We start from the raw sequence: 21,339 nt of genomic DNA on the forward strand, positions 1-21,339 counted from the left end.
CCAAACTTCCTTTTACTCCTATTTTGATACACCCTCTTTGTGTTTTATGTTGTTGTGTTGTGATTACGGATATAAACAAAAAAAAGACGGATCCCATCGAATAGTGATGAAATCCGTTTTGTCTTTTTATAGTGCATATCGAAACGAAAGGTGAATTCGTACACACTTCTTTCATGGTGCAAAGGTACTCATTTGCTCTGAAACCAACAAACATTTTTTCCGTTTTCTTTTGTCGTTGCCTCTTTATTCTGTTTATTTAGAATATAATAATTTACATATTAACATGCATTAACACGAAATGCCAGTTCTTTGTTCTATTAAGGAGCGGATTGCAGGGCATTTAATCATTGAGAAACCATTGATTTACAAATACTTTTATCCTTACATATATTGTATAAGCATAGCTATTACTAGGATGAGTACATTTAATCATTGTTTTAGCAGTTTCATCATTGCCGGGAGCGGGGACGCCCTCGTCCCCGACAAAGCGATCGATTCCCCTAATTCTTTCGGGGACGAGGGCGTCCCCTCTCCCAGTCTTTACATCTTTTGCAATCGCCTTGCCGGTTACAGAGAAGTTCCTCTACTCTGCCATGATTGTCAAGCCTCTCCTACTATATGTAAAGATAATTCAGAACTGTTACTTAATCCAAATTTGCTATATAAAAGATATGTGCAAATATTGTGTCGACGGTAAAAAAGTGTTACAAATGAAAAATTGATTCTGGAGATCTGAAGAGCCGTTTTTGTGGCGTTTTGCAGTGCTCGTCACCATGTTTTTTGTCAAATGAGCCTTCTTTGTCTTCCAAATGTAGTACATTTGGAAGGTAAAACGAATACATTTGGGATGCGATTGGGCTATAAATGGAATGCAAAAGTAGTACATTTGCAACGAAATGTACTACTTTTGCATTCCTGATAATTGCTCACTTACACCCATTTGTCGTGTAACGTATTGGATATAAGTGAAATAAAGCTGCACGCTCAAAACTCACGAATTTCGGGCAACAGATTTCTTCGTGCGTTCAACTCGCAGTTTTGAGCGGTTGGAAATGCAAATATTGTGTATTCGCTACGCGATTTTTGAGTTTTTGATTTTTGAGTTTTGAATTGGTCGCCTACGGCGATTTATGAATTGTTGAATTATGAATTTTCAATACCATTCATAACTTTCAACTCTCAATTCTCAACTCTCAACTGAATCCCTACTCTGCCAGCGTGAAGTCGAGCTGTTTCTTTTCGAGATTGGCTTGCGCCACCTTAATCTTTATTGGGTCACCCAGCTGGTACTTGTGGTGATGTCGGCGACCCACGAGGCAGTAGTTGCGCTCGTCGAAGTCGTAGTAGTCGTCGTCAAGATCGCGCATGGGCACAAGTCCCTCGCAGTGGTTCTCGTCTATCTCGCAGTAGATGCCGTACGACTGGATGCCCGAGATGTGTGCATCGTAGACATTGCCGATGCGTTCCGACATAAACTCCACAGCCTTGTACTTTATCGAGTCGCGCTCGGCATTGGCTGCAACCTGCTCCATCTCCGATGAGTGTTCGCACAGCTCCTCGTAGTGTTCCTTGTTGGCAGAGCGTCCACCTTGCTGATAGCGTGTGATGAGACGGTGCACCATGGTGTCGGGATAGCGACGGATGGGCGACGTGAAGTGAGTGTAGTAGTCGAACGCCAGACCGAAGTGTCCGATGTTGTGGATGGAGTACTTAGCCTTCATCATGGCGCGCAGAGCCACGGTCTGTATGAGGTTTTGCTCGCGCTTGCCCTCACAAGCCGACATAAGCGTATTGAGCGACTTCGCCAATGCGCCCTTCGTGCCGTCGGTCTTCATCTTATATCCGAACTTCACCACGAACTCGCGCAGCGTCTCCAGCTTCGTCGGGTCGGGATTGTCGTGTACGCGATAGGGTAGGGTCTTGGGCTTCTTGCCCTTCGCCACCTTGCCTACCGACTCAGCCACCGTGCGGTTGGCGAGCAACATAAACTCCTCGATGAGCTTGTTGGCATCCTTCGAGCGCTTGAAGTAGCAGCGCGTTGGCTTGCCGTTCTCGTCAACGTCGAAGTGCAGTTCCTCACGGTCGAACTTCACGGCACCGTTCTTGAAGCGTGCCGCGCGCAACTTCTTAGCCAGACGGTCGAGTTGGATGAGTGCGTCAGCGTTCTCGCCACGGTATCCGCCCTTAGGTGCTGGAGGAGCAGGGTTGCCCGTTCCGTCCACCACGCCGTTGTCTTCGAGCAACTGCTGCACCTCCTCGTAGGCATAGCGGCGGTTTGACTTTATCACGGTGTGTACGATGCGGTATTTCTTTACGTTGGCGTCGTCGTCGAGATTGAAGATGACGGAGAACGCTAATTTCTCCTCGTCGGGGCGCAACGAGCAGATGAAGTTGCACAGACGTTCTGGCAGCATCGGAATGGTGCGGTCGACGAGGTATATACTCGTGGCACGCTTCACCGCCTCCTTGTCTATCACCGACCCCTCCTTGACGTAGTGGCTCACGTCGGCAATGTGTACGCCTACCTCCCACAGTCCGTCCTTAAGCTTCTTTATAGACAGGGCGTCGTCGAAGTCCTTGGCGTCCTTCGGGTCGATGGTGCAGGTGAAAGTGTCGCGGAAGTCCTCGCGCTCGGCATAGTCTTCGGGCGTAATCTCAGCCGAAATCTTCTCGGCTGCCTCCTCCACATTCTTCGGATACTTGTACGGCAGACCGTATTGCGCGAGGATAGTGTTCATCTCGACGTCGTTGTTGCCAGCCTTGCCCAGCACGTCCACCACCTCGCCAATCATGTTGCGATGGTCCTGGTCGGGCCATTCCACGATGTGAACGACAGCGTTGTCGCCGTCCTTGCCGCCCTTCAGCTTGCGTCGCGGAATGATGATGCTGTTGGCAAGTACGTTAGATGGCGAGATGAGCGTGCACAGGTCGTGGTCGAACGACAATCGTCCGACGAACGTATCCTTTGCACGCTTGAGTATTTCGATAACCTGCGCCTCCTTGATATGGTTCTTGCGTCGTGCCATACATGCAAAACGCACGCGGTCGCCCGTCAATGCCCACATCGAGTTGCGCTCTGCCACGAAGATTGGTTTGTCCGAATCGTCGGGCATTATGCTGTTCTTGCCGTTGGTCTTGCGCTGGAACACGCCTTCCTGCACCTGGCCCTTCATGTTGAGCTGGTAGGAGTTGTCGCTTACCTTGGTGATGAAGTCGTCCCACGCCATCTCCTCCATTATGTCGATGGCGAGCATCTTGAGCGGGTGGGTGTCAAGATGCAGGGTACGGAAAATCTCCTTGAACGACATTGTCTTGCCGGGATTGGAGGTGAAGAGTTCCTCAAGTTTCGGGACAAGCTGTTTCTTGGTCATGCGCTTGCCGCCCTTTTTTCCTTTTCCCATAGTCGTGTATTTTTTTAAGTGTTTTGTCTTAGTCTATGCAAATAAACAAAAAAGTTTTGACATAGACGGTGTTTTGCTTCGAAAACGTGAGCCGTGTAGTAAAAAAACAACAATATATGTGCTTTTTTTCACATTTATACGCTGTTGCTGCGAATATTGTTTCATTGTGTTTGCGCGGTTTGCGATTTTTTTCGTAACTTTGCACTCTCTAAACTAAAGCAAATAATTATGAACAGTATATCACCCCTCCTGACCCTAAGACGACCATCTTTGTCATTAGAAGCGACAAGGCGGCCTGGGGACTATACCTTATTTATTATATATGCGCTTTTAGCCACTTGATATAAAACAGACATTTTTGTGACAATAACAAAAAAATAATCAATTTTATTTGTGTGATACGGAAATTCTTTCTATTTTTGCACAGAAATATATTCCAGCAGGAGGTTTTTACTCGAATGCTGGACAAAACGACCTAAAAGGGTTGCGAGAAAGTACTATTAATACAGAATCTTTAGCAATAGAAGATAAATATTTTAATATAATTAATTTTTTTAACATTTGTCGTATGAATAAAAAATTTTTAGGCGCGTTGCTTATTGGTGCACTGACAGTGACATCAACTGGCACACTCGTTTCATGTAAGGATTACGATGACGACATCACTAATCTGCAGAATCAGATCGATGCTAACAAATCAGCTATCGAGAAGATTGAGGCTCTTATTAAGAGTGGTAGTGTCATCACAAATGTCACTCAGGATGGTGCTGGCGTTAAGTTCACTTTGAGCAATGGTCAGAGCTATACCGTTAGCAACGGTAAGGATGGCGTTGCTGGTGCTACTGGCGCAGCTGGTAAGGATGCTGATGTTTGGACTATCGGAACAGATGGTTACTGGTACAAGAATGCTGAGAAGACCGATTTCTATGCTCTTGGTTCTAAGGGTGACAAGGGTGACCAGGGCGAAGCTGGCGCTCAAGGTCCTCAGGGTCCTCAAGGTCCTCAGGGCGAAGCTGGTGCTCCAGGTGCTCCAGGTGAGGCTGGCCACTACTATCGTCCGAATACAAACGGTACATTCGATGAGTACAAGGCTGATGGCACATTCGTAAAGCATACTGATATCTCTTGGCTCGGTATGGGTATCTCAGCTGTTGATTATGGTACATACGTAACTCTCGGTAACGTAGTTATCAACGGTGAGCTTAAGACTATCCGTGTAGCTAAGGGTGCTGCTCTTCGTGCACTCGTTTTCAACCCTGAGGAGTACTATCAGGGTATTGAGGCTATTCAGGTTGACGCTTATGAGTACAACCCGATTACATTGTTTAAGCTTGACGCTAAGAAGCCTCTCCACCTTACAAAGGGAACTTCTTCAAGCCTCGTAGCTAAGGACTATACTGATGTTGCAACAGACGCTACTGTATCTTACGTTCCTAACGTAAGCCTTGGTTACTATCTCAACCCGTCTAACGCACTCGTTGATCTTAAGGATGTTAGCAAGTTCAACTTCATCGTTAAAGATGTTAACTACACACGTGCTAACGATTTCCTCTTCGGTAACGACTTCCAGGTAAATTCAGTAGAGGCTGATCAGGCTACAAAGGGTCTTGTATATGTAAATGCAAGCGTTAACGAGAATAATCAGGCCATCAAGAATATCTTGGAGAATAATGCTGTTACTGTAGCTGCTCTCCGCTACAACGATGGTGACACTGTAGTTACTTCTGACTTTGCAGCTCTCCACCGTGCTCTGACAAACAAATTCGACATCATTTACGGTGCTGACCGTTCTGGTATGCGATTCGCAGGTTACATCACTGATAATGCTATTGATGAGGCTCGTGCTGCATATTATTCTAATAACACAACATTCTCTGTAGCATACAACGAGTCTTTCGACTTCAATACAACTATCCGTGCCGCTTATATGCCTAACGGTGAGCAAATGCAGGTAATGTCATACCGCAAGCAGAAGGCTGCTGGCTTCGAGTTCCAGTACGAGCTCGTTCCTTTCACTTTGGGTGAAGAGAATACTGATCAGAATGCTCACGTGAAGCTTGAGAACAGTGTTCTTACTCCGGTAAACAAGCGTTCAAGCATTGGTCGTACAGCTCTTGTTCGTGTTAAGCTTGTTGATACAAAGCACGACAATAAGGTCGTATCTGTAGGCTACGCTGCTGTTAAGATTACTGACGTAAAGGCTGAACCTATTGATGGTGGTACATTCTCATTCAACAACAAGTATGAGCTTGTTTGTGGTACTAATGACTTTGCAACTCTTAAGGTAACATGGGATCAGATGGAGTCTATCTTCGATAAGCTCGGTATCTCACGTGAGGAGTTCAAGAAGACTTACTACCTTGATCGCGAGTGGCGTGGTACTACAGCTTATGTTGCTAAGCAGTTCCCTGATATGGTTACAGATCAGCCACTTAATCAGGCACATGCCTTCGGTGTTGTAAACAAGACAGTTCGCGACAACTGGGAAGATGAGACAAACGTTCTCGTTTGGACTATCAGCAACAATGAGGCTTACGATTTCGTTGCTAACAAGGAGAATGTAGAGAAGAAGGTTATTGTACGCTTTGTACCTTATAATGGTACTACTAAGTACAACAATGTATACGTAACTCTTACATGGAAGCCTGCAAGCCGCAAGATTACTCCAGCTTGGAACATCACTATGGCTGACAAGGTCGAGTCTACATGGTTCGATGGCGTTTCTAACAATAAGGGTGAGGCTGCTCTCCACGCTCACGTAGAGGCCGCTAAGGCTGATGCAACAGACAACTTCGTATTCTCAGTTGCTCAGTCAACATTCAAGGATGCTACTGGTAAGACCGTTAGCGATCCAGTTGATGTTCTGAAGGCTAAACTCAAAGCTGCTGGTTATGAGGATTTGGCAAACAGCGCTAAGCTCGTTTACAAGTTCGATAAGGGTGTTACTCTCAATGCAGGTAGCGCTGAGGAAAACAAGGCTGATTATTATCTCGTTGGATGCACTGACAATGCTGTATTCGCTCAGGATGCTCGTCTGAAGAGCAATGTAACAGTTACAGGTACTAAGATTGCCGAAATTAACAATACAACTGGTGTTATCACTTATCTGAAGAATAAAGTTGCTGAGGATATCTTGAACTACGCTGCTCATAGCGAGCTTGCTAAGGGTAAGACATTCGAGGCTCCGGTTATCATTACTGCTACAACATGTGCTCCTGCTGAGGACGCTATCACAATGACTGGCAACAAGTTCTTCGTGAAGTTCCTCCGTCCAATCACTGTTACAAGTGCAGCTGCTACAATCATCGACTCTAAGCCGAGCTCATATAAGGCTAAGGCTACATTCAACTTCATTGACTGGCGTGATTATGATAACAAGAAGGTTTACGAGACCAGCAACAAGGCATTCGACTTGTTCGATTACTATAAGGTAGCATCAATTGCACAGGATAAGGATCGCAAGGTAACAAGTAACTTCTCTGGTACATGGGCTGAGCTTAACACTGATGACTTTGTAGTTACATATTCAGGTGTTGCTACTCTCATGGATGGTGTTGCTAATGATAAGGCTAAGACCTTCGGTACTATCAATTATGAGAAGAAGACTACAGTTGCTGTTCACGACTTCCAGGTTAAGGTTCCTGTTGTAATCACATACGACTGGGGTAAGATCTACACTGAGATTGTTGTTAACATCAAGAAGACTGATAACAACTAATCTGTACAGAACAGCTACAACGTATAATAGCCTGCGTTATCCGTTGACAAAGAGCAACATCATGCCGTAGGCTATATACAACACATAATGGGGCAGGTAAGACAAAGACATATCTTTAAGCTTACCTGCCCCTTTTTGCTTTAAATTATTTGATGACTATGAGAAGAAGTAAATTTTGCCTCCTGCTTCTTGCTGCCTTTATAATGGTGGTGATAGGAGGCTTCACATCATGCAACTCTAAGAAGGAACAGAAGGGTCCACAACCCACCGAGTTTGAGATGGGTATGACCAGTCAGGACTCCATCGCCGTGCGCAACCTCGTAGACGAATTCTTCAGCCTTGTAAAGCAAAAAGACTTAGCAGGAGCTACTCAGATGCTCTATCGCATCGATTACAAGAATCCTAAGTCAGAGCCACAGCCTCTCGACAATAAGGAGATTGAAAATATGATGGGTATGCTCAAGTCAGTTCCTATGGAGAGCTATACCATTGAGTATATCAAGTTCAGTGAGTCCTACGAAAACGAAGTTCTGTGCAACGTTATGATTAAGAAGGGCAATGGCAAGGATATTCCTGACATCACTACTAAGATGTTCTTCAAGCCAATGCGTTGGCTCGGACAGTGGTGCTTGGGCGTAATGGACTCAGACCATGGCGACCGCACAGTTATTGATCCGCTGAAGCGTGACTCTATGGAGAAGGAGTATTCTGCAGAGATGAAGGCAAAGAAGGCAGAGGAGAAGAAAAAGTAACCTTTTTGCATTCTTGCTGAATCCTTTATCTATGAATAACAACTTTAATAAAAAATAAAAGACAATGAAAGCAGTTAAAACTATTATGGCAGCTGCACTGCTCGGAATGAGTACGTCAGCTATGGCACAGGCCACTTATCTTGAGGCTAATGGTGACACCACTGTTTTTAAGAAGCATGTATTTATGCAGCTTCAGGGTGGTGCTCAGTACACTCTGGGTGAGGCTAAGTTCGGCGATTTGATTTCGCCGAATGTGCAGTTCGGTCTTGGCTATCAGTTCAATCCTTGGTTTGGTGCTCGCATTGCTGTCAATGCTTGGCAGAGCAAGGGTGGCTTCAACGGCAAGGTTCATGATGGCACAAACGGTAACATCGTTTACAAGTACAAGTACGTAGCTCCTACCGTTGACTTCATGTTCAACCTCTCGCAGGCTTTCTGCGGCTACAACCCGCACCGCGTGTTTAACGTTACAGCACTTATCGGCGCTGGCGCTAACGTAGCATTCAGCAACGACGAGGCTCAGAACGTAGCTGCAAGTGGCTATAAGATGCAGTATCTCTGGGACGGCACCAAGGTACGCCCCGTTGGTAAGGCTGGTTTGGCACTCGACTTCCGTCTTTCTGACGCCGTTTCGCTCGGCATCGAGGCTAACGCCAACGTCCTCACCGATATGTACAACTCAAAGAAGGCAGGCAACTGCGACTGGTACTTCAATGCACTCGCCGGTATAAAGATCAATCTCGGCAAGAGCAAGAAGAGCCATCCTTATCAGGAGCCCGTTCAGCCGGCACCTGTTGTAGAGAACAAGTATGTTGAGCCTGCACCAGCTCCTCAGCCAGAGGTGAAGAAGGAGGAAATCCGTCGCGATATCCACTTCAAGATCAACTCTTCAGTAGTCAACCAGGCTGGCAAGGACAAGATTAAGGAGCTTGCCGACTTCATGAAGAATCATGAGGACGCTAAGCTTACCATCGTAGGCTATGCCGACAAGAACACAGGTACAGCAGCTTACAACAAGCGCATCTCAGAGCGTCGTGCACTCTCTGTATTCAACATCCTCACCAAGGAGTATGGCATCCAGGCACACCGCATCAGCTATACCTTCAAGGGTGACGTTGAGCAGCCGTTCCCGTCAAACGACGACAACCGCGTTGCTATCTGCGTAGGCACTGCTGAGTAAACAAATACGACAAATCAAATCGTAGATTTCAATTCTTCGAAGTCCGGATCTTCCGTTTGTGTGTGAACATAAACGGAGGTATCCGGACTTTTTTTGTATTTCTTCCCGTATTACAGAATTTTTAATTAAATTTGCAAGAGACTATCATTATAACAATAATACATACAAATGACACAGGAAGAAAAGACTCAGATAGAGGAGCGCATCGTTGATGTGCTGAAGACTGTTTACGACCCCGAAATCCCCGTCAACATATACGACCTCGGACTCATCTATAAGATTGATGTCAAGGACGACGGACATGTTGACATCGACATGACATTCACAGCACCGTCGTGCCCCGCTGCCGACTTCATTCTCGAAGACGTGCGCCTGAAGGTTGACTCGCTCGAACACGTTAAGTCGTCGAACGTCAATCTCGTGTTCGAACCCGAATGGGACCAGAGCATGATGACCGAAGAGGCTCGCGTAGAACTGGGGTTCGATTAATCGAGTTTTGAATTTTGAATTTTGAGTTTTGAATTGGTCGGCTTTGCCGATTTTGAATTATTCAATTTTGAATTGATTGGCTGCGCCGATTTTGAATTGTTCAATTTTGAATTGACAGGATGAAGAACGTATATTTCCTTTCTGACGCCCACCTCGGGTCGTGGGCTATAGAACACAGCCGCACTCAGGAGCGCCGGCTTGTGCGTTTTCTTGACTCGATAAAGACCAAGGCACGTGCCATATATCTGCTGGGCGACATGTTCGACTTCTGGTATGAGTGGCGTTATGCGGTGCCCAAGGGCTACACGCGCTTCCTCGGCAAACTGTCGGAGCTTACCGATATGGGCGTTGAGGTGCACTACTTCACGGGCAACCACGACATCTGGTCGTATGGCTATCTGCACGACGAGTGCGGAGTGATAATTCATACGCGTCCGGAGACGGTGGAGATATACGACAAGGTGTTCTATCTGGCGCACGGCGACGGACTGGGCGACCCCGACCGCAAGTTCAAGTTCATAAAGCGTGTGTTCCACAACCGCCTCTGTCAGGTACTGTTCAGTACGCTCCATCCGCGCTGGAGCATGTGGTTCGGACTCACTTGGGCTAAGAACTCGCGCCTCAAGCGTGTCGACGGAATGGAACCGCCCTACATGGGCGAGCAGCGCGAGCACCTCGTATTGTACACCAAGCAATACATGAAGACCCATCCCAACGTAGACTATTTCATATATGGCCACCGCCACATCGAGCTCGACCTAATCCTCTCGCGCAAGTCGCGTATGATGATTCTCGGCGATTGGATCACGCAGTTCACGTATGCAGTGTTCGACGGCGAGCATATGTTCCTCGAAGAATACGTTGAGGGCGAAAGCCAACCTTGATTTATAGTTGAGAGTTGAGGGTTGGAAGTTGAAAGTTGAGAGTTTAGAGTTGAGAGTTATGATTACAGTAAAACTCTCAATGATGGTGTGTCAAAACTCAAACAACACGGGCTGAAAGCCCAATAAGCACATAGCCCAGGGCAACACCCTGGGTGTTGGGAATTGATGAAAACAAAACGCCCTGTAAGGGCAAAAGCATTGATTATTAACGCTTTTGCCCTTACAGGGCGTATGTTGGTTGCTATATTTTACCCAGGGCGATGCCCTGGGCTAAATGCTTCTGCCCCCTTCGGGGCGTGCTGCTTAGACTTTTGCACACCCTCTGTATAGTTTGTGAGTTATTACAAAGCGAACTTGTAGCCCAGTGTGAACTGGAATACGCTGTTCTTTGAGTCAGAGCCATCCATAATCTTGCTTACGCCGAGGTTGTAGCGAGCGTCGATAACGAAGTTGTTGATTTCGTACGAGAGACCTACAGGGATAGAGAAGTCAACGCTCTCAATACCGTCGAGTTCGGTAGAAACCTTAGTGCCACCTTTTTCAGCAGAAACCTTGCTTGTTACGTTGAAGCCAGGCTGGATACCGAGCTTAACAGCCAGGCCCTTAGCAACGTAAACGTTGGCAAGGATAGGAATGTTGATATAGTCGAGTTTAACGGTAGCGTCAACGTCAAAACCTTCTACATTTACCTCGCCCTTGCATCCCTGCATAGAGTAGAGAGCACCTGCCGAGAGACTGAAGATGTCACTAACCTGATATTCGAACTCTGCACCGGCAACAGCACCTACGCGGATGTCACCGTCACCCTTAGTCACGTTAGCCAAGTTAAGACCTACCTTAGGCTGGATTGTGAATGTACCAACTGCGTGCTGTGCGAATGACGATACGGTTGCAAGCGCCATTACTGCCATTAAGAATAACTTTTTCATACCAAATTGTGTTTTTGTTAATGAATAATTAGTTGTTTTAGAGGTATGGTTGCAAAGTTATGCCAAAAATGGATACCAAGCAAGCGTTTTTTGTGGAAATTTGCGTCATTTTATCTATAATATTGTTCTTTTTGTAGATTTTTATTTGTAAGTTTGTACAATTATGGCAAAACAACAAACTTCAGTGCGCAATCGCACCAATACCGACCTGCGCGAACCGCGTCGCTACAAGGTGATAATATACAACGACGACTTCACCACAATGGAGTTTGTCGTTCATGTCCTCAATACAGTATTCTATAAGAGTCAGCCCGAGGCTGAGGCGCTCATGCTCGACGTGCACGAGCGTGGGAGTGCCGTAGTGGGTGTATACAGCTACGACATAGCCACATCGCGTGTGCGCAAAGCCACTATTATGGCGCGCGAGCAGAACTTCCCCCTCCGACTGGAATGCAAACCCGAATAGACCACCGGGCAAACCCTAAAGCCAACCGTTTTTAAGACCATACGTAAGATTACAAATTTTGAAAAATAGCAATAATACATCAGCCGCCATGCGCATGGCAATAGAGTCGTGCGACACGTGGCGCCACGAGTTCGTGACGCCCGAACACGTGCTTCTTGCCGTCAGCCGTCAGGAGCCGTTTCAGGTCGCCTTGCTCGATATCAATGTCGACCCCGAGGAATTTTCGGCTGCCATAGGTGAATATCTCGACTCGCTTGACCGTGTGCCCGAAGGCGTGCACTACACCATCGAAGGCTCGCACCAATTCTCCGAGATGATGACTCTCTCTGTGCGTCAGGCACAGTATGCCGACATCGACGTTGTCGACGTGCCACAGCTCATAGCCGCCATGCTTATGCTCGAAGAGTCGCGCGCTGCCTATGAACTCAATCGCTTTATAGGCGACAATCAAGGCGATTTCATGGCGTCGCTCGTGAGCTACTACGATGCGCAGAAAGCCATCGACAATGGTGAGGCAGTGGAAACGGCTACCGAGTCGCGCCGTCAGGCATGGCGCGAGTTTGTGACGTGCATATCCGACACCTACACCCAGCACAATCCGCTCATCGGACGCGAGGCAGAACTGGAGCGCACCATACAGGTGCTCTGTCGTAAGGACAAGAACAATCCGCTGCACGTCGGCGAGGCAGGTGTCGGCAAGACAGCGCTGGTGTACGGACTGGCAGCTCGCATTGCTCGTGGCGACGTGCCCGACCGCCTCAAGCAGTCGCGCATTTACATGATGGACATGGGAACGATGATAGCAGGTGCACAATTCCGCGGCGACTTCGAGAAGCGCATCAAGCAGGTGATGGAAGGACTCACCGCCGAAGGTCACGCCATACTCTACATAGACGAGATACACAACATGGTTGGAGCAGGACGTTCGGGCGGCGACGCTTCGCTCGATGCCTCCAACATGCTCAAGCCCTACCTCGAAAGCGGCGAGATACGCTTCATCGGCTCCACTACTTACGACGAATACAACCGCTATATAGCAAGCCAGAAGTCGCTGGTGCGCCGATTCCAGCAAATTGACATTGCCGAACCGTCTATCGACGACGCCGTGCGCATACTGGAAGGACTGCGTCCGGGCTACGAGAAGTTCCACGGAGTGAAGTTTGCCACGGGTGCAATGGAGTTTGCCGTGCGCCAGACAGCCCGACACATCAGCGACCGCTTCCTGCCCGACAAGGCAATCGACCTCATCGACGAGGCAGGAGCCTATCGCGAGACCCATCCGCTCACCACGCAGAAACGCCAGACCGTCGACCGCCGGTTGATGGGCGAGATACTTGCCAAGATGTGCAAGATAGACGCTGCCGCGCTGCGCGACACCAGCAATGTGGCGTTGCAGACTTTGTCGGACGACATGCGTGCCGAGATATTCGGACAGGACCGTGCCGTGAACGAGGTGGTTGAGGCTGTGCAGATGGCTAAAGCCGGACTTGGCGACGACGACAAACCGATGGCGTCGCTGCTGTTCGTTGGTCCTACGGGTGTGGGCAAGACCGAGGTGGCACGCACTCTGGCACGTTGCATGGGCGTTAATCTGGTGCGTTTCGACATGAGCGAATATGCTGAGAAGCACGCTGTGGCAAAGCTCATCGGTGCGCCGGCAGGATATGTGGGCTACGAGGACGGCGGACAATTGACTGCCGCTCTGCGCAAGTCGCCCAACTGCGTGTTGCTGTTCGATGAGATAGAGAAGGCGCATCCCGACATATTCAACATTTTCCTTCAGATGATGGACTACGCAACGCTCACCGACAACCACGGTCAGCGAGCCGACTTGCGTGGCACCATAATAATAATGACATCCAACGCTGGTGCCCAGTACGCCTCGCGTGCAAGCATCGGATTCATGGGTGGAGTGTCGCGAGGCGAGGCAATGCTCGCACAGGTGAAGAAGACGTTCAAGCCCGAGTTTATCAACCGTCTTAACGACATCGTTGTGTTTGGCGACATGACCCGACAGATGGCGTTGCTCATCCTCGATAAGAAACTCGCCAAGCTGCAGCTCAAGCTCACCGCCAAGAACGTGACGATGCACCTCACCGACTCAGCCCGACAGCTGCTGCTCAATCGTGGTTTCACCCCCGAGTACGGAGCACGCGAGATTGACCGCGTCATAGGCTCTATGCTCAAGCCGCTGCTTATGCGCGAGCTGCTCTTCGGAAGCCTGAAAAAGGGGGGAGAGTTTAATGTTGAATGTGGAATGTTGAATGTTGAATGATTGCCTACGGCAATGTTCAATGTTGAATGATGATTTAATGTTTATTTGTTTAACCACAATAAAATATAATATGAGTGACTTTGGTTCTTTAGTAGAAGAGAAATGTATGAATTTCTCAATACGTATTGTTGGTCTGTGCCGTTTTTTAAACGAAGAAAAGCATGAGTACCGTATTGCAGACCAGATGTTCAGAAGTGGTACAAGTATTGGTGCGAATGTTGCAGAAGCGCAATGTGCAATAACCAAAAATGATTTTGTTGCTAAAACGTATATTTCCTTGAAGGAGTGTAATGAAACGCTTTATTGGTTACGTCTTCTTGAAAGAACAAAGTATATAAACAAGCAGCAGTTTGACTCCATATATAAGGATTGCGATGAATTGAAACGTATGTTGGTTGCTATAACGAAAACAGCACGGCAGAATATTGCGACCAAACAATAAGCATTCCACATTCTACATTGTACATTGTAGTGCAACGCGCTACAACCATTCCACATTCCACATTCCACATTCCACATTATGATATACAGAATAGGTAAAGAACTGATATTTCCGCGTCCCGTCGACGTAGAGCCCGACGGACTGCTGTGCGTAGGCGGCGACCTTAGTATCGACCGCCTGCTACTGGCATACAGCAACGGCATATTCCCGTGGTATTCGTTTCGCGACGAGAAGGAGCCGCTGTGGTATTGTCCGCAGCAGCGCTTCGTCATTTTTCCTGACGAGATACACGTGTCGCACTCTATGCGCACGCTGATGAACAAGGGAGTGTTTGAGGTGTCGATGGGCGAATGTTTCGACGGAGTGATAAGCGGATGTGCCGCTGCCAACGGACGCAACGTGCACGAGGGTGCATGGCTGGGCGACGAAATCATACGTGCCTATACCGAATTGCATCGACAGGGTTTTGCGCAGAGCGTGGAGGTGTGGCAGGACGGCAAGCTTGTGGGCGGACTTTATGGCGTGACAATTGGACGCGCATTCTTCGGCGAGAGCATGTTCTCGCTCGTGCCCAACGCCAGCAAGCTGGCACTGATATACCTTGCCGACTTCATGCGTGAGCATGGCGGCTCGATAATCGACTGCCAGTTTGAGACTCCTCACCTCAAGTCGATGGGCGGACGATACATTTCCTATAAAGAATATATGGATATAATCAGCCGCGACTGATTATATCCATCATTTTTCTGAACCTCCACCACATCATGATGCCGGCACTCGTCAGTCCGAAGGGGAACGCCATCCATACGCCAACGAGTCCGTAGCCCATTACGAATCCGCACAGATAGCCTACGGGCAGCGAGATGACGAAGAAGGCTATGAAGGCAATCACCATAAGCGGCTTCACGTCGGCTATGCCGCGCAGCGCGTTGGCATAGTTTATCTGCAAGCCGTCGCCAAACTGATAGATGAAGAAGGGCAGCATAAGCGACAGCACTGATGACGACACCTCAGCCGAGTCGGTAAACCACGAGCCGATGTCTTTGCGCAGGAGGAATATTATGCCTCCCAACAGCACTTCGAGCAGCACCATAAGACGCAGTCCGGCAGTCACTACGTGGCGCGTATTGAGCGTGTCGCCCTGACCGTGGAAATAGCTTGTGCGCACAGCCACGGCAGCACCGAGTCCGTAATACACCATAAACGTGAACTGCGATATGGTGGACATTACCTGATGCGAAGCCAAAGCGATAGTGCCAAGCCATCCCACCATGATGATTGACAGTGAGAACGAGGCTGTCTCCATACCCATTTCCAAAGCTATCGGAGTGCCGAGCGTGCTCAGTCGTCGCACCAATTGGCGAGACCATCCGAGGCTGAAGAATCCCTCACGGTATTGTTGCATACTGCGTTTGCAGAGGAATACTGTGAGGAATATGCCCACCATGACTATACGGGAAACCAGTGTTGACACACCGGCGCCTACAACTCCCATTTCGGGCATTCCCATCTTACCGTATATCAATATGTAGTTGCCGATGATGTTGAGCAGATTGCCCGACAACAATATCCACATCGACGTGCGCGTCTCGGTGATGCTGTCGGTGAATTGCTTGAAGGCATTGAACAGCATGACGAAGGGCAGTGATGCCAGCAGCACCAGATAGTAGGGCCGCATGTAGGGTAGGAGTTCGTCGGGTTGCCCAATGTTGGCAAGATTGAAGTAAAGTATGGTCAATGCTGCCATCATTATCACCGCTGCCAGAGTGTTGGCGAGCAGCGAGCAGCGCAAAGCCTGACCTGCTTCGGCCAGTTGCTTGCGCCCGAACAGACCGCCCACGATAGGCGTAAGGCCGTAAGAGAATCCCGTACCGGTGATGATTACGAGGTTCATGATGTTGTTGACGAACGAGGCAGCACCCAGTTCGCTGGTGCTATGATGGCCCACCATCATGGTGTCGGCAAAACTGAGAATAATCATTCCCAGCTGACCTATCATGATAGGAATGCCAATGGATAGCAGCGTGCGGTAGTGGTTGTTGTATTGTGAAGTCATTACCAGAATTTGTTCTGTTGTTCGTTGTATTCGAACCCTGCAGCAGCCAGGCGGTCGATAATTTCTTTCTTGTCGACGTGGAGGTCGTCGCACAGAGCGTCGAGCGACGGATAGATGTCGCGCAGACGCATATTGATGACGCTGAAGAGCATCATCGGGTCTTTGGGTAAGTCAAGCATGATTTGAAAAAAAAATTATTTGTTCATTATCCTTAATACTGGGTGCAAAGGTACACAAACATTTTTTATTTAACGACAATACAGACAATGTTCGACAATTTTTATAATATTCAAGTGTGCAACTGATAATATTGCATCTCCTATTGTCGATCATTGTCTGTATTGTCGTTCAAACAACAAGGGTAGAGCGTGTTGCTCTTGTCTCCTTTAAATTACGGATTGTATCGTACGAAAGCCTCCATTGCCTCGTAGCAAGCCAGTCCCAGACTGTGATAAAGCTCGGCAGTGGCGTGGTTGCGGTCTTCGGCACGCTGCCAGAACAGGCGCTCGTCGTTGCCGAGGAACGGTGCGCTCTCCATCTGCGATGAGTGCTTCAGGATGCTGTTGCGCTTTGCACGAAGCTCCTCAGGCGACATAGGCACGCACATTTCGATGTTCTCGATTTCCCACTCAGCCCATGCTCCACGATACATCCATACGCGGCAGTCGTTGATCCATTTGGCGCCAGCCTGCTTCTCAAGGTCGAGCGCAGCCAGTACGGCGTCGGTACACTTGCGGTGAGTGCCGTGCGGGTCGGCAAGGTCGCCGGCTACGTATATCTGATGAGGCTTTACCTTCTGCAGCAGTTCGCGTACTATCTCCACGTCCTTCTCGGTCATAGGCAGCTTCTCAATCTTGCCCGACTCGTAGAAGGGAAGGTCGAGGAAGTGAACCTGCGAGAGTGGAATGCCGTTGTAGGTGCAGGCTGTGCGAGCCTCGCCTCGGCGTATGAGACCCTTAATCTTGCGTACGGCAGCAGTGTCCATGTCCGATGCACGCTTCTCCTTGAAGAATCGCTTGATGTCGGCATACATATTCTTTATAACTTCGTCCTTGCTGTCGCAGAAAATCTGGTTGAAACCGTTGACGAAGTGCATGAAGCGTGTCACCTCCTCGTCGCCCACAGCGATGTTGCCCGATGTCTCGTATGCGATATGGATGTCGTGGTTCTGCTGAACGAGTCGGCGTATTGTGCCACCCATAGAGATAACGTCGTCGTCGGGGTGGGGCGAGAACACTATCACGCGCTTCTGAGCAGGCATGGCACGCTCCGGACGGTTGGTGTCGTCGGCGTTAGGCTTGCCGCCAGGCCATCCAGTGATGGTGTGCTGCAGGTCGTTGAAAATCTTGATGTTGCAGTTGTAAGCCGAGCCGAAGCGTGCCAGCAGGTCAGACAGTCCGTTCTCGTTGTAGTCCTTGTTGGTGAGCTTCAGGATAGGTTTGCCCAGAAGCTGGCAGAGCCAAACCACAGCGGCGCGTATAGTCTTGTCGTTCCACTCGCAGTTGGTGACGAGCCATGGGTGGATGATACGTGTCAGTTTGCTGGCAGCAGCGAGGTCGCAGATGAGCTTGGCGTCGTTGTGTGTCTGTACGAATGTAGCAGGAATGGCGTCGGTAATCTCGCCCTCGATAATCTTCTGTACGATGTCGGCCTTCTCCTCGCCCCATGCTGTGAGGAACAGCTTGTGGGCAGAGAGCAGTGTGCTGATGCCCATGGTGATAGAGCACGGCGGAACCTGCTCAAGAGTGCCGAAGCTGTTGGTCATCTCGTCGCGCGACATCTGGTCGATCAGAATCAGGCGGCTTGCAGAAGAAATGTGCGAGCCAGGCTCGTTACAGGCGATGTTGCCCATACGGCCTATGCCGAGCATGGCAATGTCGATGCCTCCCTCAGCAGCGATGAGCTGTTCGTAGGTGCGGCAGTGCTCATATACGTCGTCCTGGGCAATGTATCCGTCGGGAGTGTGTATGTTCTCTTCCTTGATGTCGATGTGGTCGAGCAGACGCTCGCGCAACTGTCCGATGGCGCTGTGCTTGCTGTCGGCGTTGAGTGGGAAGTATTCGTAGGCGTTGAACACCACTACATTGTCAAAACTCAGTCCTTCCTCCTTGTGGCGGCGTGCCAGTTCCTGGTAGATAGGAGTGAGCGACAGACCAGTGCCGAGAGCCAGCACACACTTCTTGCCGGCTTGCTTCGAGCGCTTTATTTCCTTCTCTACGGCATCGGCTATTACCTTGGCACCCTCCTCTATCTTCGGGTATATGTCGGTAAAGATTTTCTCGCAACGTGTCATTTCCGAACGTTCAACTGCCGTACGAGGGCGGTAGTACTGCTCGGGTACTTTGTTAAGTACAATCTGTGAGCTTAAATGAAGATTCATAACAGTAGAAATTAGATTTATGATTGCTTTTTTGTTACGGACGGTTCACGCTCTTTGTGCCCCACTTCGAGGGCTTTGCGCCCATGGTGAGTTCGAGCGTTCCGCCACGTGTTATGTCCTTGAAGTCGATATACGACTTGTAGTATCTGCGTCCGTTGAGGCGTGCCGACTGCACATATATGTTGCGGTCGGAGTTGTTGCGTGCAACGACGGTGAATGTCTTGCCACCGCCTACATCGACCTTTGCCTTGCTGAACAGCGGCGAGCCGATGATGTAGCGTCCGCCTACGGGGTCAACCTGATACAGACCCAATGCCGACGTGATGTACCATGCCGACATCTGACCCACGTCCTCGTTGCCCGAGAGTCCGTCGGGCTGGTCGTGATACATCTCGGTGAGCATCTTGCGCAGTAGCGGAGCAGCCTTGTCGGGTCGTCCGGCGTAGTTGTACATATATATCACGTGGTGTGACGGCTCGTTGCCGTGGGCATACTGTCCGGTCATGCCCGACATGTCGGGCGAGGCGTTGGCTCCGGCGTCGCCCTCAGCGATGAACAGCGAGTCGAGCTTGCTCATGAACTTGCTGTCCGAACCGAACAGCTTGATGAGTCCGTGCACGTCGTGCGGCACGAGGAATGTGTACTGCCAGGCGTTGCCTTCGGTGTAGTCGTTGGCGCGGTGCTCGGCGTTGAAGGGGTCGAACAGCGTGCGGAACTTGCCGTCGGTGCCTATAGCGCGCATAAATCCCGTAGCGGGGTCGAAGTATTTGGCGTACGATCGTGAGCGGTTGTAGAAGTACTGGCGGTCGGCTTCTTTGCCCAGCATGGCAGCTATCTTGGCTGTAGCGTCGTCGGCAATGCAGTATTCCAGCGCATTGGCAACGGTCTCGTTGGTGGGCACCTTGTCCCAGGGTATATAGCCGTACTTCTTCAGAATGTCAAGGCTGCGTATGTCGGTGCTCTGTGTCGTCTTGAGAGCCTCGAACACTTCCTTCTCGTGTCCCTTGGCAAATCCCTTCAGCGTGAGGTCGGCAAGCACGATGGCTCCAGGATTGCCTATCATACAGTCGGTCTCATTGCCCATCAGATGCCATACGGGCAGACGGCCCTGCTGGCGGTAGATGTTGAGGAATGTCTGCACGAAGTCGCGCTGCATGTCGGGGAATAGGAACGACATGAGTGGGTGGGCGGCACGGTAGGTGTCCCACAGCGAGAGGGTGGTGTAGTTGGTGAAGTCGCCACGATGCACCTTGCCGTCGGCACCGCGATACTGTCCGTCGAAGTCGTTGAATGTCATGCACGAGGTCATGAGGTGATACATGGCAGTGTAGAATATACGGCGACGGGTGTTGTCCTTGGTGTCTATCTGTATGCGAGAGAGTTGGGTGTTCCACTCGTCGTCCACCTTGCTTACCACAGCGTCGAAGTCCCATCCGGGCATCTCGAATTGCATGTTGGCTTTGGCTTTGTCAGGCTCGACGGGCGATAGCGACACCTTTACAATCAGTGGTGTGTCGAGGCTGTTGAACGACAGCAGTGCACGGTACATCGAATCGGAACGCTCCACGTATACGGGGCGTGAAAATTCCATTGCGAAATATATACGGCGGTCCTTAGCCCAACCCGTAGAGCGGCGATAGCCTATGAGTCGTGTGGGCGACTCCTGCGACAGCATACAGTCGGTAGGAGTGTCCCATCCTATGCACTGCGACAGGTCGAGTGCCAACTGCTGCTTGGCTCCCTTGCCGAATGTATAGCGGTGCATGGCGCAGCGCTTGGTGGCTGTCAGCTCTACGAGCACGTCGGGGTCGGTGAGTCGCAGCGAGTAGTAGCCGGGATGCATGCGCTCGTTGTCGTGGGTGAAGAAAGTGGAGCGCTGGTCGGGATTGCTTATGGGCAGCAGGGCTATGTCGCCCAGGCAGCCTATGCCCGTACCCGATAGGTGCATGTGGCCGAAGCCTATAATCTCGTTGTCGCTATAGTGATAGCCCGAAGTCCAGTCCCATCCGCGCAGTGGCTCTGTTGGACCTACGATGACGAGTCCGAAGGGAGCGTTGGCACCCATCACGGTATGGCCGTGGCCACCCGTACCAATATATTGGTTGACATATTGCGTGAGATTATCGTTGGCAGCACTTGTATTTTGTATTGTAATACTGAACAATACTGCCACCAATGCTGCAATTCGTAGTAGATGTTTTATATTCATAGCGTGGTAATTAGTAACTGCAAATTTACGGTTTTTACTTATGTATTTGCATTCGTGATGTAAAATTTTTCTGTTAAAAAAAACAAGTTATGTGCAAATGTTGCTAAATGTAAAACATAATGACAAGTTATTGACGATTAGATAAGCAATAAGAATGT

Annotated in this window: 15 protein-coding genes; 9 read left to right on the plus strand and 6 right to left on the minus strand. The window is 49.5% G+C overall.

Annotated elements, in window-relative coordinates; genetic code table 11:
* Nucleotides 1–1,205: 1,205 nt before the first annotated feature.
* Nucleotides 1,206–3,401, minus strand: a complete 2,196-nt coding sequence (rnr, locus tag I6E38_RS02160; protein WP_235392445.1) for a ribonuclease R — start codon at nucleotides 3,399–3,401, stop codon at nucleotides 1,206–1,208.
* A gap of 568 nt (nucleotides 3,402–3,969) precedes the next feature.
* On the opposite strand from rnr, the gene I6E38_RS15290 reads away from it, so the two are divergent.
* From I6E38_RS15290 to I6E38_RS02185, 5 genes are all read left to right on the plus strand, one after another.
* Nucleotides 3,970–7,119, plus strand: a complete 3,150-nt coding sequence (locus I6E38_RS15290) for a DUF4988 domain-containing protein (RefSeq protein ID WP_262912305.1) — start codon at nucleotides 3,970–3,972, stop codon at nucleotides 7,117–7,119.
* Between the two features lie 158 nt (nucleotides 7,120–7,277).
* Nucleotides 7,278–7,871: a hypothetical protein gene (locus I6E38_RS02170; protein ID WP_235392446.1), complete on the plus strand. Its 594-nt coding sequence runs from the start codon at nucleotides 7,278–7,280 to the stop codon at nucleotides 7,869–7,871.
* Nucleotides 7,872–7,935: 64 nt separating this feature from the next.
* On the plus strand, nucleotides 7,936–9,051 hold the full coding sequence (locus tag I6E38_RS02175; RefSeq protein ID WP_235392447.1) for an OmpA family protein: 1,116 nt from the start codon (nucleotides 7,936–7,938) through the stop codon (nucleotides 9,049–9,051).
* A gap of 168 nt (nucleotides 9,052–9,219) precedes the next feature.
* Entirely contained in the window at nucleotides 9,220–9,540 is a 321-nt protein-coding gene (locus I6E38_RS02180; RefSeq protein ID WP_235392448.1) for an iron-sulfur cluster assembly protein, read from the plus strand.
* 119 nt (nucleotides 9,541–9,659) lie between these two features.
* The gene (locus tag I6E38_RS02185) at nucleotides 9,660–10,424 is read left to right on the plus strand and encodes a UDP-2,3-diacylglucosamine diphosphatase (protein ID WP_235392449.1); all 765 of its coding nucleotides are present in this window, start codon (nucleotides 9,660–9,662) and stop codon (nucleotides 10,422–10,424) included.
* A gap of 341 nt (nucleotides 10,425–10,765) precedes the next feature.
* On the opposite strand, the gene I6E38_RS02190 is transcribed toward I6E38_RS02185, so the two are convergent.
* On the minus strand, nucleotides 10,766–11,353 hold the full coding sequence (locus I6E38_RS02190; RefSeq protein WP_235392450.1) for a porin family protein: 588 nt from the start codon (nucleotides 11,351–11,353) through the stop codon (nucleotides 10,766–10,768).
* Between the two features lie 163 nt (nucleotides 11,354–11,516).
* On the opposite strand from I6E38_RS02190, the gene I6E38_RS02195 reads away from it, so the two are divergent.
* The 4 genes from I6E38_RS02195 to aat all read left to right on the plus strand — a co-directional run bounded on the left by I6E38_RS02195 (nucleotide 11,517) and on the right by aat (nucleotide 15,265).
* Nucleotides 11,517–11,819: an ATP-dependent Clp protease adaptor ClpS gene (locus tag I6E38_RS02195; RefSeq protein ID WP_235392451.1), complete on the plus strand. Its 303-nt coding sequence runs from the start codon at nucleotides 11,517–11,519 to the stop codon at nucleotides 11,817–11,819.
* Between the two features lie 58 nt (nucleotides 11,820–11,877).
* Nucleotides 11,878–14,094 carry an AAA family ATPase gene (locus I6E38_RS02200; protein WP_475595047.1) on the plus strand — a complete coding sequence of 739 codons (2,217 nt, stop codon included), beginning with the start codon at nucleotides 11,878–11,880 and terminating at the stop codon, nucleotides 14,092–14,094.
* A gap of 70 nt (nucleotides 14,095–14,164) precedes the next feature.
* Nucleotides 14,165–14,536, plus strand: a complete 372-nt coding sequence (locus I6E38_RS02205; RefSeq protein ID WP_235392452.1) for a four helix bundle protein — start codon at nucleotides 14,165–14,167, stop codon at nucleotides 14,534–14,536.
* Between the two features lie 78 nt (nucleotides 14,537–14,614).
* Nucleotides 14,615–15,265: a leucyl/phenylalanyl-tRNA--protein transferase gene (gene aat, locus I6E38_RS02210; protein WP_235392453.1), complete on the plus strand. Its 651-nt coding sequence runs from the start codon at nucleotides 14,615–14,617 to the stop codon at nucleotides 15,263–15,265.
* Here aat and I6E38_RS02215 read toward each other — a convergent pair.
* The 4 genes from I6E38_RS02215 to I6E38_RS02230 all read right to left on the minus strand — a co-directional run bounded on the left by I6E38_RS02215 (nucleotide 15,252) and on the right by I6E38_RS02230 (nucleotide 21,181).
* Entirely contained in the window at nucleotides 15,252–16,592 is a 1,341-nt protein-coding gene (locus I6E38_RS02215; RefSeq protein WP_235392454.1) for an MATE family efflux transporter, read from the minus strand. The two genes, aat and I6E38_RS02215, sit on opposite strands and share 14 nt — an antisense overlap.
* The gene (locus I6E38_RS02220; RefSeq protein WP_235392455.1) at nucleotides 16,592–16,771 is read right to left on the minus strand and encodes a DUF4250 domain-containing protein; all 180 of its coding nucleotides are present in this window, start codon (nucleotides 16,769–16,771) and stop codon (nucleotides 16,592–16,594) included. The genes I6E38_RS02215 and I6E38_RS02220 overlap by 1 nt, the downstream gene beginning before the upstream one ends.
* Nucleotides 16,772–16,983: 212 nt before the next feature.
* Nucleotides 16,984–18,972 carry a glucosamine-6-phosphate deaminase gene (locus I6E38_RS02225; RefSeq protein ID WP_235392456.1) on the minus strand — a complete coding sequence of 663 codons (1,989 nt, stop codon included), beginning with the start codon at nucleotides 18,970–18,972 and terminating at the stop codon, nucleotides 16,984–16,986.
* Between the two features lie 34 nt (nucleotides 18,973–19,006).
* Nucleotides 19,007–21,181 carry a GH92 family glycosyl hydrolase gene (locus I6E38_RS02230; RefSeq protein WP_235392457.1) on the minus strand — a complete coding sequence of 725 codons (2,175 nt, stop codon included), beginning with the start codon at nucleotides 21,179–21,181 and terminating at the stop codon, nucleotides 19,007–19,009.
* Between the last annotated feature and the right edge of the window lie 158 nt (nucleotides 21,182–21,339).

The organism is Leyella stercorea, assembly GCF_021531355.1.
Taxonomy (GTDB): domain Bacteria; phylum Bacteroidota; class Bacteroidia; order Bacteroidales; family Bacteroidaceae; genus Prevotella.

Bases quoted from the DNA above. Each gene is read 5' to 3' on its own strand.
- I6E38_RS02170 (WP_235392446.1), top strand. From the start codon at position 7,278: ATGAGAAGAAGTAAATTTTGCCTCCTGCTTCTTGCTGCCTTTATAATG.
- rnr (WP_235392445.1), bottom strand. From the start codon at position 3,401: ATGGGAAAAGGAAAAAAGGGCGGCAAGCGCATGACCAAGAAACAGCTT.
- I6E38_RS02190 (WP_235392450.1), bottom strand. From the start codon at position 11,353: ATGAAAAAGTTATTCTTAATGGCAGTAATGGCGCTTGCAACCGTATCG.
- I6E38_RS02175 (WP_235392447.1), top strand. From the start codon at position 7,936: ATGAAAGCAGTTAAAACTATTATGGCAGCTGCACTGCTCGGAATGAGT.
- I6E38_RS15290 (WP_262912305.1), top strand. From the start codon at position 3,970: ATGAATAAAAAATTTTTAGGCGCGTTGCTTATTGGTGCACTGACAGTG.
- I6E38_RS02230 (WP_235392457.1), bottom strand. From the start codon at position 21,181: ATGAATATAAAACATCTACTACGAATTGCAGCATTGGTGGCAGTATTG.
- I6E38_RS02185 (WP_235392449.1), top strand. From the start codon at position 9,660: ATGAAGAACGTATATTTCCTTTCTGACGCCCACCTCGGGTCGTGGGCT.
- aat (WP_235392453.1), top strand. From the start codon at position 14,615: ATGATATACAGAATAGGTAAAGAACTGATATTTCCGCGTCCCGTCGAC.
- I6E38_RS02225 (WP_235392456.1), bottom strand. From the start codon at position 18,972: ATGAATCTTCATTTAAGCTCACAGATTGTACTTAACAAAGTACCCGAG.
- I6E38_RS02205 (WP_235392452.1), top strand. From the start codon at position 14,165: ATGAGTGACTTTGGTTCTTTAGTAGAAGAGAAATGTATGAATTTCTCA.
- I6E38_RS02195 (WP_235392451.1), top strand. From the start codon at position 11,517: ATGGCAAAACAACAAACTTCAGTGCGCAATCGCACCAATACCGACCTG.
- I6E38_RS02220 (WP_235392455.1), bottom strand. From the start codon at position 16,771: ATGCTTGACTTACCCAAAGACCCGATGATGCTCTTCAGCGTCATCAAT.
- I6E38_RS02215 (WP_235392454.1), bottom strand. From the start codon at position 16,592: ATGACTTCACAATACAACAACCACTACCGCACGCTGCTATCCATTGGC.
- I6E38_RS02180 (WP_235392448.1), top strand. From the start codon at position 9,220: ATGACACAGGAAGAAAAGACTCAGATAGAGGAGCGCATCGTTGATGTG.